The sequence below is a fragment of the Photobacterium japonica genome, assembly GCF_050337005.1.
Lineage (GTDB): Bacteria > Pseudomonadota > Gammaproteobacteria > Enterobacterales > Vibrionaceae > Photobacterium > Photobacterium japonica.
The window spans coordinates 71,774-86,114 of the sequence record NZ_JAKJSN010000012.1; the positions used below are offsets into that span (position 1 = coordinate 71,774).

A 14,341-nucleotide genomic window follows, 5' to 3' on the forward strand; every position below is an offset into this window, starting at 1 on the left:
CAAAGAAGAAGACGAACGACATAGCAAACGCTCTGGGATGAGCCCGAAATATCGCCTCCAAGGAACCGAGATTAAGTCAGGCCAGACGGCTGAGCACTCTTGTTTATGTGTTTTAATTACTTAATATTTATGGTGATACAAAATGAAACTATTTGAATCTGTTGCTACTTTTTGGAATAACCGTGCTGTTTACACCGGCAACTTCCATTACCCAAGTTCGTTCGGCTACTAATTTTTTATCTTTTGCTGACAAGGCCTGACCTATTAGCGAGAGAGCAGAGCAGTATTGTTCACCCCCTTATTTGAGAATTTCTGATAACCGCATTTCGGTTATAGTCACATTCTTAACGCCACTTCCAATTGGAGTGGCGTTTTTTTTATCTCTCCAAAAAATCAATGTAATCAATCTCATCATTTGCAGTGTAGTCGATTACACCGCGTTTAATGTGGCAAATACAGGGCTTAACAGGGTGATATTATCGATTGCGCAATGCAGATAAATGCAATGTGTGCAAAAAACACCCTGACGGATATTTTATTAAGCTATTGATTTTAAATGATTTGATTTAATGCTGCTCGACGCCCCGCCGTTTTTTTATCCGCTTGTCGCCCTTCGCTACTGATAGTTGCGTTATTTTCTGGAAATTGACAATTTTCCAGCATATAATCCCCGCCTAAAAAGAGAGCGCGCAAACGTTTTCTATTTCAGTTTAGTGAGGTGACGGTTGGCGTCTTTGCTGCCGACGGTGCCTTGTGTCACAACAATTGCTTAATATCTCCAAGGAATCGAGAGCAATGCTTGAGAAACTGTTCAAACTCAAAGAAAACGGTACGGATGTCCGCACCGAGCTGTTAGCGGGTCTAACGACCTTTTTGACCATGGCCTATATCATCTTTGTGAACCCGACAATGTTGTCGAGCACAGGGATGGATGCAGGCGCTGTCTTTGTCGCGACGTGTGTGGCGGCGATGGTCGGCTGTTTTATCATGGGCTTCTATGCTAACTATCCGGTTGCACAGGCACCGGGTATGGGCTTGAACGCCTTCTTCACGTACAGCGTGGTGATGGGGATGGGACACACCTGGCAAGTTGCCTTGGGTGCGGTCTTCCTTTCGGGTTTGTGCTTCATTGCATTGAGCGTGCTACGTGTCCGTGAGTGGATTATCAATGCCATTCCTCATTCATTGCGTATTGGTATCTCAGCGGGTATTGGTCTGTTCTTGGCGTTTATTGCACTTCAGAGCTCCGGCATTGTTGTTGCTAATCCTGCGACCTTGGTTCACGTGGGCGATTTGACCAGTTTCTCTTCTGTGATGGCGGGCTTAGGCTTCTTCTTGACCATTGCGCTGGTACACCGTGGCTATAAAGCGGCGGTGTTGATTTCCATTCTTGTGGTGACCGTACTGGGCATCCTGTTTGGTGAAATTGAGTACGCCGGCATTATGTCGATGCCGCCAAGCATTGCCCCTACCTTCATGCAAATGGATCTGTCCGGTGCGTTTGAAGTAGGCATGATCTCGATTGTTTTTGCTTTCTTGTTTGTTGATTTGTTTGACACGGCAGGCACCTTGGTCGGCGTGGCAACAAAAGGTAACTTGCTGGATAAAGACGGCAAACTACCGCGTTTGAATCGCGCGCTGTTGGCTGACAGTACGGCAACCTCAGTGGGTGCGGTATTGGGTACATCAAACACCACGTCTTTCGTTGAAAGTGTGTCGGGTGTCGCAGTTGGTGGCCGAACAGGGCTAACAGCGGTTACAGTCGGTGTGCTATTCTTGCTGGCTCTGTTCTTTGCCCCATTAGCGGGTATGGTGCCAGCTTACGCAACGGCAGGCGCATTGTTCTACGTTGCTATTCTGATGATGTCAGGATTGGTGAGCGTTGACTGGCGTGACTTAACAGAAGCGGCACCGGTTGTTGTCGTGTGTTTACTGATGCCTTTGACATATTCTATTGCAGAAGGTATTGGTCTTGGTTTTATCACCTATGCAGCTGTGAAAGTTATGAGCGGCAAAGGACGAGATATTAATGTGAGCGTATGGGTTATTGCTTCCCTATTTCTTGCTAAAATTATCTTCTTATAACAGTTTTATACATCCACGCAGCGGTTGTTCCGCTGACTCAGAGGTTCATCGAATATGAGTAATAAGTTCATCATCACTTGGGATAACATGCAAATGTATACCCGCCAGTTGGCAGAAAAATTGCTGCCTGCCGATCAATGGAAAGGTATCATTGCGGTGAGTCGCGGTGGTTTGGTTCCTGCTGCGATCCTGGCTCGTGAACTTGGTATTCGTCACGTTGATACAGTATGTATCTCAAGCTACGACCACGATCATCAACGTGAGATGACAGTTCTGAAGCAAGCGGAAGGTGACGGTGAAGGTTTCATCGTGATCGATGACTTGGTTGATACGGGCGGTACGGCAGAACTGATCCGTCAAATGTACCCAAAAGCCAAGTTCGTGACCGTTTGTGCGAAACCAGCCGGTAAGCACTTGGTTGATGACTATGTTGTCGATATCGCGCAAGATACGTGGATCGAACAGCCATGGGATATGGCCGTGACTTTCGTAGAGCCTATCGCAAAGCGATAAGCCTCAAGAGAGATCCAAAAACAGATAAAGAAAAAGGAGCCTGATGGCTCCTTTTTTTTCAATCGTGATAACGTGTTACTCTCACGGAGAAGGGGAAGTGATATACTCTGAAGAGAGGATGCCTGCGTTGCTGTGGCATGAAAACATCACTTGGAGCCTACCGTGTCTGACTCGTCCCCAAAGAACCTTTCTGAACAACTTTTTGCCCCTCGGCAAACCACTAAAGAAACCTCCAGTTTGGTCAAGCTCGCCCATGTGGTGGATACCCCTGTGCACAATGCGCTGGATGGCGACAGCGAAGCGGGCTGGTACCGCGTACTTCGCCGCCCACAGTGGATTTGGCAGGGTATTGATCCCATTGAAATGGAAGCCATTTTCGCCCGTATGGCAAACGCCGATGCCCCTCGCACGCGTGACGAATTATTGGATACCGTGATTGGCTACAAGCCGGGTAACTGGGTGTATGAGTGGAGCCAAGTTGGCGGGCAATACCAAAAAGCCGCGCGTGCCTTGTTAGACAATAATGCCCCCGAGCAAGCTGCCGAGCAGTTGCTGTCTGCCAGTATGTATTACAGCATTGCAGCGTACCCGCACCTAAAAGGGGATGGTTTAGCTGCGCAAGCTGAAGTGCAAGCGAACCAAACCTACCGCGATGCCATGGCGTACTTGCCTCATCAGATGCGCACCATTGATGTGAAATACGAAAACAAAACCTTCCAGGCATTTATTCATTTACCGCGTACCGACAAACTGTTACCTACCGTGATTGTTAGCGGCGGCTTAGATACTCTGCAATCAGATTTACTGCGCTTGTACCGCGATTATTTCGGGCCGGCAGGGTTTGCCATGATCACCTTGGATATGCCTTCTGTCGGCCACAGCAGTCACTGGTCTTTAACCGAAGACACCAGCCGTTTGCATCAGGCTCTGTTGCAGCAAGTGAAAGAGGTGCCTTGGGTCGACCATACCCGTGTGGCGATGTTGGGGTTACGTTTTGGGGCGAATGCCGCGATCCGCCTGGCCTTCCTTGAGCCATCACGGTTGAAAACGGCTATCAGTGTCGGTGGTGCCTTGCACAGTTCACTGGCGGATCCCAAACGCCTCGATGCGATGCCGCGGATGTATCTGGACATGATTGCGTCACGCATGGGTAAACATGGGGTCTCGAAAAAGAGCCTGACGTCACACCTGCCAGCGTGGTCATTGAAGCTGCAAGGGTTGTTGGGGCGCCGTAAGCTGGATATACCGATGTTGGCCATTGGGCTGAAAGGGGATCCGGTGTGCAGTGAATTTGATAATCAACTGGTGGCAATGTCGAGCCGTGGTGGTAAGGCGCTGCAATTGCCGGAAACGCCCTTGCATGATGGCTATCACCGTACCATGGTCGCGGTGGTAGACTGGCTGAAAGAGAAGTTAGCCTGACCGTTATGCTTGTCTGATTTGTAAATAAAGTGTTGCTATGCCGTCGTTTTATGGCTTAAATGGTATATATAAAGAGGATGGTATTCCTCTGTACTGAAAAGCGATCAGGGTGGGGATACCACCATGATGATATGGACTAGGGATGGAGACAGTTTTTATGAGTACAGACAGCATTTTTCCGCCGCACGGACGCCTGATGACCAAACTGACGGCATTGGGGCCGTACCTACGCCAACCGAAATCATCGGATGGCCATTTCTTCTTTGACTGCCTCGCCAGTTGTATTAGTGCTCAAAAAGCCCCAGAAGAGCGTGAGTTTTGGGGCTGGTGGTTAACCATGACACCGACCGACACGGGCTTTGAGTATCAGTACTTTTTCGGCCGTTATAACGGTGACGGTGAGTGGGTAAAAGGTGCGCTACCAGCAAAGCATGAGCAAGCTGTCGTCCAAACATTAGACGCCTTTTATCCTAAATTAGTGAGTTTGCTTCAGGATGAACTCAAACTGACACTCAATGCGGCTAAATCGCTGAAAGAGCCCGAGCTGGGCAGCACGGTGTAATGCCCATTTTGCGATTTCACTGAAGAAAAATGCGCCGAGTTGGTGCATTTTTCTTGTGATTTAAGAAGGGTATTGATACAACATCTGTCTATTCATCATTTTTGATTGATCCCAATGGCAGAGACAAATTCCTTCAATGGACAGAAGACGGATTTGGCGGTGGCACACGCGGTGCAACACCACCAAGCTGTCGAACAGACTTCACACACTATCGTTGTTAAACTGGGCACCAGTGTATTAACGGGCGGTACCCTGAAACTCGATCGCGCACACATGGTTGAATTGGTTCGCCAGTGTGCTTCGCTACGTCGCGATGGCCACAAAGTGATTATTGTGACCTCCGGTGCGATTGCTGCCGGTCGTGAACACCTTGGCTACCCCGAGCTACCCAAAACCATGGCCAGCAAGCAATTGTTGGCGGCGGTAGGTCAAAGCCGTTTGATCCAAGAATGGGAAAGCCTGTTTGAGATCTATGGTCTGCACATTGGCCAGATGCTGTTAACTCGTGCCGATTTGGATGATCGTGAGCGTTACCTGAACGCGCGCGACATGATTGTGGCATTGCTGGATAACGGCATTATTCCTGTCGTGAACGAAAACGATGCGGTCGCGACGACCGAAATCAAAGTCGGTGACAATGACAACCTGTCAGCCTTGGTGGGTATTTTGGCGGGTGCGGATAAATTGTTATTGCTGACCGATCAACCGGGTCTGTTCACCGCCGATCCCCGCAACAATCCGGATGCCGAACTGATCCGTGAAGTGCACACCATTGATGAAACCCTGCGCAAAATTGCCGGTGGCAGTGTCGGTGGCTTGGGCACCGGTGGCATGGCCACCAAGTTGCAAGCGGCTGATGTGGCACGCCGTGCCGGTATTGAAGTGATCATCGCAGCGGGCAGCCGTCCGGATGTGGTCGCCGATTTAGCCAAAGGCGAGTCTGTCGGTACCCGTTTCCTTCCGCTTGAATCCCCACTAGAAAGCCGTAAACGCTGGATTTTGGCTGGGCCTCCGCCAGCCGGTGACATCATCATTGATGATGGTGCCGCTGCTGCTGTACAGCTTCGTGGCAGTAGCCTGTTGTCCAAAGGCATCACCTTGGTCAAAGGGAACTTTGAACGCGGTGAAGTGGCGCGCATTTTTAACGCCAACGGTGAGTTACTTGCTCGTGGGATCAGTCGTTACTCAAGTAAAGACTTGGCGAAAATTGCGGGCAAGCACAGCCAAGATATTCATCAGGTATTGGGCTATGAGTACGGTCCGGTGGCGATCCACCGTGACGACTTGGTCGTTATTTAACGCGAACCGAATTCCGCGAAAAGGAAAGTAGACATGAATCTTGAAGTGATGGGCCAAGCGGCACAGCAAGCGGCGTTTACGCTAGCGACCACGGCGACCCAGCAGAAAAACCGTGCATTGGCGATCATCGCCGATGAACTGGAAGCGAACCAAGACACTATCTTGGCAGCGAACGCGCTGGATATTGAAGCTGCGAAAGCATCTGGCATGAGTGATGCCTTGATTGACCGTTTGCTGCTGAATGCAGACCGTCTGGCGGATATCGCCGGCGATGTTCGCAATGTGATCAGCCTAAACGATCCTGTCGGCGCCGAGCTAGACAGCAAAGTGCTGGAAAACGGCATGCGTTTAAGCCGTCGCCGTGTGCCATTGGGCGTGGTGGGCGTGATTTATGAAGCACGTCCAAACGTGACCATCGACATCGCCGCATTGTGTCTGAAAACCGGTAACGCCAGCATCTTGCGTGGTGGTCGTGAAACATTCCATTCCAACATGGCGTTGGTCAAAGTGATCCAAGCCGCGCTTGATAAAGCAGGTTTACCTGCTGCATCGGTGCAGTACATTGAACAGCCGGATCGTGAATTGGTCGCACAACTGCTGAAAATGGATCAGTACGTCGATATGATCATCCCTCGCGGTGGTGCAGGTCTGCACAAAATGTGTAAAGAAAACAGCACCATTCCCGTGATCATTGGCGGCTTCGGTATCAGTCACGTGTACGTGGATGCCAGTGCCGACCTGTCTCGCTCACTGGACGTGGTTGAAAATGCGAAAGCTCAACGTCCATCAGCCTGTAACGCATTGGATACGCTACTGGTTAACGAAAGCGTGGCCGAAGCCTTCCTACCGCGTTTGGCAGAACGCCTGAACCACAGCAAAGTGACGTTCGTGACCGATGACGCCAGCTATGCACTGCTTGAAGGCAAAGCCGCTTCGTTGCGTAGCGCCGTTGACGGTGACTTTGATACCGAGTGGCTCAGCTACACGCTTGGCGTGAAAGTGGTGAAAGACGTAGAAGAAGCGGTCGCGCATATGCGCAAGCATAACGCCAGCCACTCAGATGCGATCATGACCAATGACCTGATTGCTGCAGAGCGCTTCGTCAATGCCGCCGGCTCTGCTGCCGTGTACGTGAATGCGTCAACACGCTTCACCGATGGTGCGCAGTTTGGCTTAGGGGCAGAAGTGGCGGTATCGACGCAGAAACTGCATGCCCGTGGCCCGATGGGGCTGGAAGAGCTGACGAGCTACAAGTGGGTTGGCATCGCGGACTACCTTTCTCGCGCTTAATCTCTTTCACTGTGTCAGAATCAGCGATAACTGCATCGAAAGTACTCATTTATGGTCATAAATTCCGTGCTTTCTCTTTGTTCTCACTGATTCTGACTGCGTGCTAGACATCAAGCGGTTGGTCGAATGGTAGAGCAACAACGTCAAGCATTCATGCGAGAGTAAACTGTGCGCTTGCGCTTTGTTCTCACAAGGCAGACTTAGAAATAATGCGTGATGAAATCTGAAATCCCTAGTCGAAAGGCTGGGGATTTTTGTTTTTAGAGGGGCGAGGGTTGAGTCTAAAGGGACGAGGAAAAGCGGGTTAAGAGCGGAAAAGCAAGAGCGGCCCTGAGGTCCTAAGGCCCTATGGAAGAGCTCGGAACCGTGAGCGTGAGGCATGAGTAGGAATGTAAGTGTTTGTATCTACGACAGTATCAAACATCCTGCCTGCAGGACCACAGGACCACAGGACCACAGGACCACAGATTTTACTCAATACTCGTAGACTCGACACTCGTTCCTCGCGAACTACTTCTCATGACGGCGGGTGATTTTGTCGTTCTCCGCCTGTTTGCTGATCAGATCATCCAGCTCTTGCTCGCGTTTGTTTTTCTCGTGGGTGCCTCTCACGCTATCGCGCTGGCCAAATTTCATGTGGGCGGTGTACTTCAATGCGGCGATATTACTGACGACCACTGCGACCACGATGAAGCTGATCACCCAAGGGTTAAATAGCCATTCCATTTAGACCTCACTGATATTTGCAATGTACCTTGCATACAGAATATCAATGTTTGCCACTATCTGCGACTTTCCGGCGATGTCGGTGTCTTGCAGTGTGCGTCTGAGCATGTCTGGTGTGAGTTGTTGCAGTAAGTGTTGGCTGACCGGAAAGTAACTGATGTGCCAAGGCTCACAGGCAACCCCTTGTCGCTCTTCGGCGTAAGGTAAGTAAAAGCCGTAATCCGGCATGGTGCGGTGTAACCACTGCGCGAAGGCATGCTGGTGACCGCCGGTTTCATATTCCCACGGCTCTAATTGCAGAGCCGTGCCTTCTGGTAGGCAGTTTGCGGCGTACACATCCACATCGGTGCCCCAGTGATGGCGGCTGCCACCCGGTAGGGCAGACCAACGCAAAATGGCATGAATTTTCTCGATATCGCTTAATGTATCGGTATCCAGTGGTTGGCTATGGCTATCCAGAATGGGCCGCTGGCCGGTGAACTTGTTATTCCAAATCCACAGTTGGCGATCAAACGGACGAAACGCGCTGGCCAGTCGCATATCAAAACCAGCTTCAAGCGCAGCGGCTTGTAAGGCAAGCATGGCCGGTGCCATATCGGTATGCACGAGTTGGCCTGTGGTCGGGTTAATGACCACCAAGTGACTGGTGTCTTGGCCTGTCAGTTGCTCGGCCGTGTGAGGCCGAGCGTGTGTAGGGTATTTGAGCATTAAAGGGCTTTTTCCAACACTTTCTGGTACATGTCTGTCAGCTTTTCCAGATCCGCGACTTTCACGCACTCATTCACTTTGTGGATAGTGGCATTCACCGGGCCCAGCTCCACCACTTGCGCGCCAGTGCGGGCAATGAAGCGGCCATCGGAGGTGCCACCGGTCGTGAGCAATTCCGGTTGCTGGTGGTTCACTTCTTCAATCGCACTGACCACGGCTTCCAATAAGGTGCCTTTGTCGGTGAGGAAAGGGTGACCACTGAATGTCCAAGTCAGATCATAGTCGAGACCATGCGCGTCCAGAACAGACTGGGTTTTACGCTTGATGTCATCGACCGTCAGTTCGGTGCTGAAACGGAAATTGAACTGCACATGGAACTCGCCCGGGATCACATTGGATGCCCCCGTACCGGCAGAGAGGTTTGCGATCTGAAAGCTTGTTGGTGGGAAGTAGGCATTGCCGTTATCCCACGTCGTCGCGGCCAATTCAGCTAACGCGGGCATCGCACGGTGCACGGGGTTATCGGCCAAATGCGGGTAGGCCACATGGCCTTGCACCCCTTTAAAGATCACATCACCGGTGATGGAACCACGACGGCCATTTTTCACTACATCACCCACCGCATGGGTGCTGGAAGGCTCACCGACAATGCACATGTCGATTTTTTCGTTACGGGCTTCAAGGGTGTCGATCACGCGCGTGGTGCCGTTAATGAACGGGCCTTCCTCATCCGAAGTGATCAGCAGGGCGATAGAGCCGTTGTGATCCGGATGTTCTGCCAGAAAGCGCTCAATGGCGACAACCATACAGGCCAGTGAGCCCTTCATGTCGGCCGCGCCACGGCCGTGTAAGTAACCATCAATGATGGTGGGCTCGAACGGTGGGGTATGCCAATGGCTAAGGTTACCGGCAGGGACCACATCGGTATGGCCCGCAAACACGAACAGCGGCGCTTGTGTGCCACGGCGTGCCCACAAGTTGGTGGTATCTTCAAACACCATGGTTTCGATCGTAAAGCCGAGTTGCTCAAGGCGCGCAATCATCACGTCTTGGCAGCCTTCATCTTCCGGCGTTACTGATGGTCGGCGCATTAAATCTTTCGCCAGCGCGATAACGGGGCTGTCTGACATCCTTGTATCCTTCATTATTTATCGTTGAAAATGGCGTGGTACTGATCAGGCTTAAAGCCCAAGTGGTACTGGTTGTTATGCACCAGCAACGGGCGCTTGATCATCGCCGGTTGTTCCAGCATCAGCGCAATGGCGCTGTCTTTATCAAGGCCGGCTTTTTGTTCGTCGTTGAGCTGACGGAAAGTGGTGCCACGTTTGTTGACCATCGCTTCCCAACCCAATGCTGATTCAAATTGCTCAAGCATGTCACGATCCAGGCCATCCGTGCGGTAGTCGTGAAACTGGTAAGCGATCTGTTCGGCTTCAAGCCATTTCTTCATTTTTTTGATGGTATCGCAGTTCTTGATACCGTAAGCAATGGTGTTCATTTTTATTCGGCTGACTTATGTTGTGAACTTGGTCTCTCTTTATAACGGGAATCCTCAACAGGCGCAACGGGGCGGTATTGAGCAGGGATGGTGCGGCTGCGTTGAATACGCCTAAGTGTTGCACCATAAATGGGATGATGCCGACACTCAAGTTGTTGATTAGTTGTTATTTTTATGGCTTTTAAATGATTTGTGAAAAGTTTTGTGAGCAGGGTCACTCAACACGGCGGTGAGGCGAGGTGAAATCGTGCCTCAACTTGATCAAACGCAACAACCGATTTGCAGAAGACGGAATAATGAAATCCTCAAATTATGGAGGTCTCAATGGAATTGAATCCGGTTTTTGCTCGTCGTCTTTATTTAGCGCTGTTAGTTGAACAACTTGAACGCCCAAATGTGCCTAAGTTGATAGAAATTACGGGTTGGCCACGCCGCACTATTCAGGATGTGTTGAAAGCCCTGCCGGGGTTCGGTATTGAATTGGCGTTTGTTCAAGATGGCAAGCGCCATAACGATGGCTACTACCAGTTGAGTGATTGGGGCCCGTTTGATCTACAGTGGGTCGAGTCGCGTGAAAGGGATATCATTTCATCGGTCTCTTGCTAATAAAAAACCGCAGTGATGCGGTTTTTTATTCTCTAAATATTGGGTATTTATATTTATTCTTTATGGCAGAGAAAGGCATTGCCGATCAACGTCACGGACGTATCAAACGCGGGCGGGTAATACAACGAGACCGTATCTGCGCCAGCGAGATCGGCTTGGTTACGTAACTGGTTGAGTGCCCCTTGGGTCAGATCGCGATCGCTAATGAACCAGTAGTTATACCAAGCACCTTGTGAACCAATAACGGTGCCCCGTCTTTCACACGTGTTGAGCACATCTCTGGTATCCCATGTTACCGTGACCGATTGGGCGTGAGGCGCAAGCGGCGTAGTGACACAACCACTGATCATCAGCCCTGTCAGTGCCACCAACGTGGCCCGCGTCTTCATACTATCGGCCTTGGCTTTCGAGATAAAGTACGGTCGCTGCGGTGCGCGATTTCACCTGCAGTTTCTTCAGCAAACTTTTCATGTGCACCTTCACGGTGGCTTCTGAAATAAACAAGGTATCCGCGATTTGCTTGTTGCGGTGACCGCGTGCGACCTCTTTGAGGATCTGCATTTCTCGCTCGGTCAGGGTATCGAGCAACGAATCCTGCACGTGGTTATCGGCTAAACATTCACGCACGAGATCGCTGTAGGCGTGTCCGCCACATAAGGCTTGCTTAAGCAGGGCGATCAGTTGATCGGGCTCGGTATCTTTTAACAGATAGCCATCCGCACCGGCATTGATCAGCGCATGCATGTCGGCGCGACTATCAGACACGGTGAGAACCACAATGCACGCCTGAATGCCTTCGAGGCGCATCGCATTGAGAGTATCTAACCCTGACATGCCTTTCATGTTCAAATCTAACAAGATCAAATCGGGTTCAACATCGATCGCCAGTTGCACGGCATCGGCCCCATTGCTGGCTTCGCCGACGATCTCAAATTCCCCTTCAAAACTTAACAGTTGGCTGATCCCCCGCCGCATCAGCGGGTGATCATCAACAATCAATATTTTCCAGCTCGTCATTCTCTGTATCCTTGCGGCTTGGGCGTAAAGTGAAGGCTGACGGTGCAACCTTCGCCTTGGGCGGTTGTTATAGTCAGTGTACCGTGCAAACGAGAGGCTCGTTCGGTCATGATCGCAAGGCCATAGTGGTTGAGCTTGTGATCGTTGGGGTCAAAGCCTTGGCCATCATCGTGAATGCTGATCGTGACGCTGTCTGCGTCGTGTTCAGCGTGGGATGAGGACGCGTGATTTTGCTGGCAGCGCACGGTAATGGTGTTGGCGTTCGCGTGTTTGATGGCGTTCAACACGGCTTCTCGGATCAATTGCAGCAAGTGCACTTGATGGTGGGCATCCAAATTTAAAGACGACAACCGGTTATCGAGGGTGATCAACGCGGAGCTTCGTGCTTCTAATGGGGTGATCATCGCCCGTAACGCCTCGCCCAAATGGGCTTCTTTAATGCTGAGACGAAAGGTACTGAGCAATTCGCGCAGCTGGGTGTAGGCGCCAGACAGGCCGTGGTCGATTTCTTGAATCACCGTGTTGGCGGCATCCGGGTTGTTCACTTGCCGTTTAAGCAGTGTGACTTGAATTTTCAAGTAAGACAACGACTGGGCTAACGAATCGTGCAGTTCGCGCGCAATGGTGGCGCGTTCTTCCATCAATAATAATTGCTCGGCCTGTTTTTGGGCGCGGTTGTAATAAATACCGCGTGCCAGTGTACGGCTGATGTTTTCAATTAGGCTGTGATCCGGACAAGGCAGGGTGTATTGCCAACCAAGGTGGCCTTGCACTTTGCCGTCGATCTCTAATTCTTGGTAGTGCCAGTTGGCATCGGTTGGTTGGCCTGCGGTTAATTCAGTATTGGCGCCGTTACTTTCCTCGATGATCAATTTGGCCGCCGTCAGCCCTTCGATGGTGATCATGGTGTTCAGCATGGCATGGAAGTTTTTTGTGCTCAGGCGGCTTTCTTTGAGTTCTTGAGAGCAATCATACAGCACTTGTAAGGAGTCATTGGCTTGGCGTAAGCGGCGGGTTTTGGCGTCGACCTGTTGTTCCAGATTGCGATACAGCTTACCCAATTCGCTGGCCATGGAGGAGAATGCCCCCGCTAACACACCCAATTCGTTGTCACTCTTTACCGGCAAGACCAGATCAAAATTCCCATTCTGCACTTGCTCACTGGCAACAACCAACTGGTTGAGCGGGTTGACAATTTTTCGCTGGGTGAAGTGAATGATGAACAGCGTAATGAACAAAATCAAACTCAGGCCAATCCCCCCGACAATCGCTAATAACTGCAATTTGACGATCGAAAATTCCTGCAGCGCGTAGACGAATTGATCAATGCGATCAACAAACTGAGCCACGTCAGTCAGAAATTGTGCTTCGTGACCGTTTTGTAATAACGGGTACAAATCCGCCCAGCGGGCGATCAGGTGATCATAATGCTGTTGAATGCTGGTGGGCACCGTCCAATGGTTAAGTGCTGCCATAGAAGGGGAAAACAACGATTGTTCAAAATGCACCACATGATCATTCAACTGCGGTGATTGGGTTTGAATGTCGTAAGCCAATCGGTAGCTTTGCATGCGCAATGAGCCGGACACATTGATCGCTTCGGCATCATTCAAGCTTGATGCCAGCGTCAGTAAGGCAAAGCTGGTGGTCAGGACAGACAGCAGGACGATCACCAGCATGGCACGGGCGATGGTACTGGCGACAGGCTTAAGCGGCTGAGTTTGCAAATCATTCCCTTCTTTTGGGTACATCTATGGAGCCCTTGTCTGTGTGTGTCTCAACTATAGTTAAAGAGTACCAAGCACAGGGGGCGGTGGTGGATGACGTCTGATTTCAGGCTTCGTGTGGTGGCGATGTCACGCTGCAACTCGCAGTACGTGCTTATAGTGTGAAGAGTATCAATTTGATTTATTGATCTAAAACAATTTTGCCCCCTAATTAACCCTAACGGGGTATTTAGGTAATTGTGACGAGATTTACACTACCGCATATAAAAATGACAGCTTGTGAAAAATTAATCGCAATTAATGCCGGTATCTGTCGTGTATACCTCGTTGTAGCGGCTGAGTCCTTCAACCGTCACGATCATTTTGTTCATAACTTTTTACAAAGGATGTGTCGATGTTTGATCGTTCCCGTCGTCGCTTATTCATGCGGCGCCAGCAACCGGATTTTCCGCGTCTGCCTTGGGTGGTTGATGAAGATACTTTCACCGATCACTGCACCCGTTGCAATCAATGTGTCTCGCACTGTGAAACGCAGATCATCACCAAGGGGGACGGGGGGTTTCCGACGGTCGATTTTCAGCGGGGTGAATGCACCTTTTGTTATCGCTGTGCTGATGCCTGTCCGGAGCCGTTGTTTCGCCCTCAGGCAGAGTCACCGTGGGACATGGTGGCGGCGATCAGCACGGAGTGTTTGGCGCAGAAAAACGTTGAATGCCGCAGTTGCGGGGACATGTGCGAGACACAAGCGATCGGTTTTAAGCTGCAAGTGGGCGGGGTCGCGACACCCATCATTGAGGCAGATGCCTGTACCGGATGCGGTGCGTGTGTGGCCGTTTGCCCGACCTCTGCCATCACCCTTGCCTTACAACATCCAGAAGGAGAGTAGCA

The 14,341-nt window shown here is 50.8% G+C and carries 16 protein-coding genes; 9 read left to right on the forward strand and 7 right to left on the reverse strand.

The features are described from left to right. The first annotated feature begins 142 nt into the window (after positions 1-142). The 7 genes from vcdP to L4C36_RS04700 all read left to right on the forward strand — a co-directional run bounded on the left by vcdP (position 143) and on the right by L4C36_RS04700 (position 7,171). Positions 143-232 carry a small protein VcdP gene (vcdP, locus tag L4C36_RS23890; RefSeq protein ID WP_489685889.1) on the forward strand — a complete coding sequence of 30 codons (90 nt, stop codon included), beginning with the start codon at positions 143-145 and terminating at the stop codon, positions 230-232. Between the two features lie 563 nt (positions 233-795). Further along, a complete protein-coding gene (locus L4C36_RS04675) occupies positions 796-2,085 on the forward strand; it encodes an NCS2 family permease (protein ID WP_428476629.1) in 1,290 nt (429 codons plus the stop codon). A 54-nt stretch (positions 2,086-2,139) separates the two neighbouring features. Continuing rightward, positions 2,140-2,598, forward strand: coding sequence for a xanthine phosphoribosyltransferase (gene gpt / locus L4C36_RS04680; protein ID WP_428476630.1), 459 nt, complete (start codon positions 2,140-2,142; stop codon positions 2,596-2,598). A 162-nt stretch (positions 2,599-2,760) separates the two neighbouring features. Then, entirely contained in the window at positions 2,761-4,020 is a 1,260-nt protein-coding gene (frsA, locus tag L4C36_RS04685) for an esterase FrsA (RefSeq protein ID WP_428476631.1), read from the forward strand. A gap of 157 nt (positions 4,021-4,177) precedes the next feature. Then, a complete protein-coding gene (gene crl / locus L4C36_RS04690) occupies positions 4,178-4,582 on the forward strand; it encodes a sigma factor-binding protein Crl (protein ID WP_428476632.1) in 405 nt (134 codons plus the stop codon). A gap of 114 nt (positions 4,583-4,696) precedes the next feature. Continuing rightward, positions 4,697-5,881 carry a glutamate 5-kinase gene (proB, locus tag L4C36_RS04695; RefSeq protein WP_428476633.1) on the forward strand — a complete coding sequence of 395 codons (1,185 nt, stop codon included), beginning with the start codon at positions 4,697-4,699 and terminating at the stop codon, positions 5,879-5,881. Between the two features lie 33 nt (positions 5,882-5,914). Further along, positions 5,915-7,171, forward strand: a complete 1,257-nt coding sequence (locus L4C36_RS04700; RefSeq protein ID WP_428476634.1) for a glutamate-5-semialdehyde dehydrogenase — start codon at positions 5,915-5,917, stop codon at positions 7,169-7,171. Between the two features lie 510 nt (positions 7,172-7,681). On the opposite strand, the gene L4C36_RS04705 is transcribed toward L4C36_RS04700, so the two are convergent. From L4C36_RS04705 to L4C36_RS04720, 4 genes are read right to left on the reverse strand one after another with little or no spacing between them, the layout of a single operon-like run. Then, positions 7,682-7,897: a DUF2897 family protein gene (locus tag L4C36_RS04705; RefSeq protein ID WP_428476635.1), complete on the reverse strand. Its 216-nt coding sequence runs from the start codon at positions 7,895-7,897 to the stop codon at positions 7,682-7,684. After that, the gene (locus tag L4C36_RS04710; protein ID WP_428476636.1) at positions 7,898-8,605 is read right to left on the reverse strand and encodes a M15 family metallopeptidase; all 708 of its coding nucleotides are present in this window, start codon (positions 8,603-8,605) and stop codon (positions 7,898-7,900) included. After that, on the reverse strand, positions 8,605-9,735 hold the full coding sequence (dapE, locus tag L4C36_RS04715; RefSeq protein WP_428476637.1) for a succinyl-diaminopimelate desuccinylase: 1,131 nt from the start codon (positions 9,733-9,735) through the stop codon (positions 8,605-8,607). Before dapE ends, L4C36_RS04710 begins: the two co-directional genes overlap by 1 nt. A gap of 14 nt (positions 9,736-9,749) precedes the next feature. Continuing rightward, positions 9,750-10,103: an ArsC family reductase gene (locus tag L4C36_RS04720; protein ID WP_428476638.1), complete on the reverse strand. Its 354-nt coding sequence runs from the start codon at positions 10,101-10,103 to the stop codon at positions 9,750-9,752. Between the two features lie 324 nt (positions 10,104-10,427). On the opposite strand from L4C36_RS04720, the gene L4C36_RS04725 reads away from it, so the two are divergent. Then, positions 10,428-10,709 carry a winged helix-turn-helix domain-containing protein gene (locus L4C36_RS04725; RefSeq protein WP_428476639.1) on the forward strand — a complete coding sequence of 94 codons (282 nt, stop codon included), beginning with the start codon at positions 10,428-10,430 and terminating at the stop codon, positions 10,707-10,709. 53 nt (positions 10,710-10,762) lie between these two features. On the opposite strand, the gene L4C36_RS04730 is transcribed toward L4C36_RS04725, so the two are convergent. From L4C36_RS04730 to narQ, 3 genes are read right to left on the reverse strand one after another with little or no spacing between them, the layout of a single operon-like run. After that, the gene (locus tag L4C36_RS04730; RefSeq protein WP_428476640.1) at positions 10,763-11,098 is read right to left on the reverse strand and encodes a DUF4156 domain-containing protein; all 336 of its coding nucleotides are present in this window, start codon (positions 11,096-11,098) and stop codon (positions 10,763-10,765) included. Between the two features lies 1 nt (position 11,099). Next, positions 11,100-11,726 (reverse strand): response regulator, encoded by a 627-nt coding sequence (locus tag L4C36_RS04735; RefSeq protein WP_428476641.1) that lies wholly within the window; start codon positions 11,724-11,726, stop codon positions 11,100-11,102. Further along, the gene (narQ, locus tag L4C36_RS04740; RefSeq protein ID WP_428476642.1) at positions 11,723-13,477 is read right to left on the reverse strand and encodes a nitrate/nitrite two-component system sensor histidine kinase NarQ; all 1,755 of its coding nucleotides are present in this window, start codon (positions 13,475-13,477) and stop codon (positions 11,723-11,725) included. Before narQ ends, L4C36_RS04735 begins: the two co-directional genes overlap by 4 nt. A gap of 370 nt (positions 13,478-13,847) precedes the next feature. Between narQ and napF the strand changes: the two genes are divergently transcribed. Beyond that, on the forward strand, positions 13,848-14,339 hold the full coding sequence (napF, locus tag L4C36_RS04745; RefSeq protein ID WP_428476643.1) for a ferredoxin-type protein NapF: 492 nt from the start codon (positions 13,848-13,850) through the stop codon (positions 14,337-14,339). Positions 14,340-14,341: the final 2 nt, after the last annotated feature.

What these genes read in the sequence shown, in the direction of transcription:
- vcdP (WP_489685889.1), top strand. Translation starts at nt 143, where the DNA reads ATGAAACTATTTGAATCTGTTGCTACTTTTTGGAATAACCGTGCTGTT.
- L4C36_RS04675 (WP_428476629.1), top strand. Translation starts at nt 796, where the DNA reads ATGCTTGAGAAACTGTTCAAACTCAAAGAAAACGGTACGGATGTCCGC.
- gpt (WP_428476630.1), top strand. Translation starts at nt 2,140, where the DNA reads ATGAGTAATAAGTTCATCATCACTTGGGATAACATGCAAATGTATACC.
- crl (WP_428476632.1), top strand. Translation starts at nt 4,178, where the DNA reads ATGAGTACAGACAGCATTTTTCCGCCGCACGGACGCCTGATGACCAAA.
- proB (WP_428476633.1), top strand. Translation starts at nt 4,697, where the DNA reads ATGGCAGAGACAAATTCCTTCAATGGACAGAAGACGGATTTGGCGGTG.
- L4C36_RS04700 (WP_428476634.1), top strand. Translation starts at nt 5,915, where the DNA reads ATGAATCTTGAAGTGATGGGCCAAGCGGCACAGCAAGCGGCGTTTACG.
- L4C36_RS04705 (WP_428476635.1), bottom strand. Translation starts at nt 7,897, where the DNA reads ATGGAATGGCTATTTAACCCTTGGGTGATCAGCTTCATCGTGGTCGCA.
- L4C36_RS04710 (WP_428476636.1), bottom strand. Translation starts at nt 8,605, where the DNA reads ATGCTCAAATACCCTACACACGCTCGGCCTCACACGGCCGAGCAACTG.
- dapE (WP_428476637.1), bottom strand. Translation starts at nt 9,735, where the DNA reads ATGTCAGACAGCCCCGTTATCGCGCTGGCGAAAGATTTAATGCGCCGA.
- L4C36_RS04720 (WP_428476638.1), bottom strand. Translation starts at nt 10,103, where the DNA reads ATGAACACCATTGCTTACGGTATCAAGAACTGCGATACCATCAAAAAA.
- L4C36_RS04725 (WP_428476639.1), top strand. Translation starts at nt 10,428, where the DNA reads ATGGAATTGAATCCGGTTTTTGCTCGTCGTCTTTATTTAGCGCTGTTA.
- L4C36_RS04730 (WP_428476640.1), bottom strand. Translation starts at nt 11,098, where the DNA reads ATGAAGACGCGGGCCACGTTGGTGGCACTGACAGGGCTGATGATCAGT.
- L4C36_RS04735 (WP_428476641.1), bottom strand. Translation starts at nt 11,726, where the DNA reads ATGACGAGCTGGAAAATATTGATTGTTGATGATCACCCGCTGATGCGG.
- narQ (WP_428476642.1), bottom strand. Translation starts at nt 13,477, where the DNA reads ATGTACCCAAAAGAAGGGAATGATTTGCAAACTCAGCCGCTTAAGCCT.
- napF (WP_428476643.1), top strand. Translation starts at nt 13,848, where the DNA reads ATGTTTGATCGTTCCCGTCGTCGCTTATTCATGCGGCGCCAGCAACCG.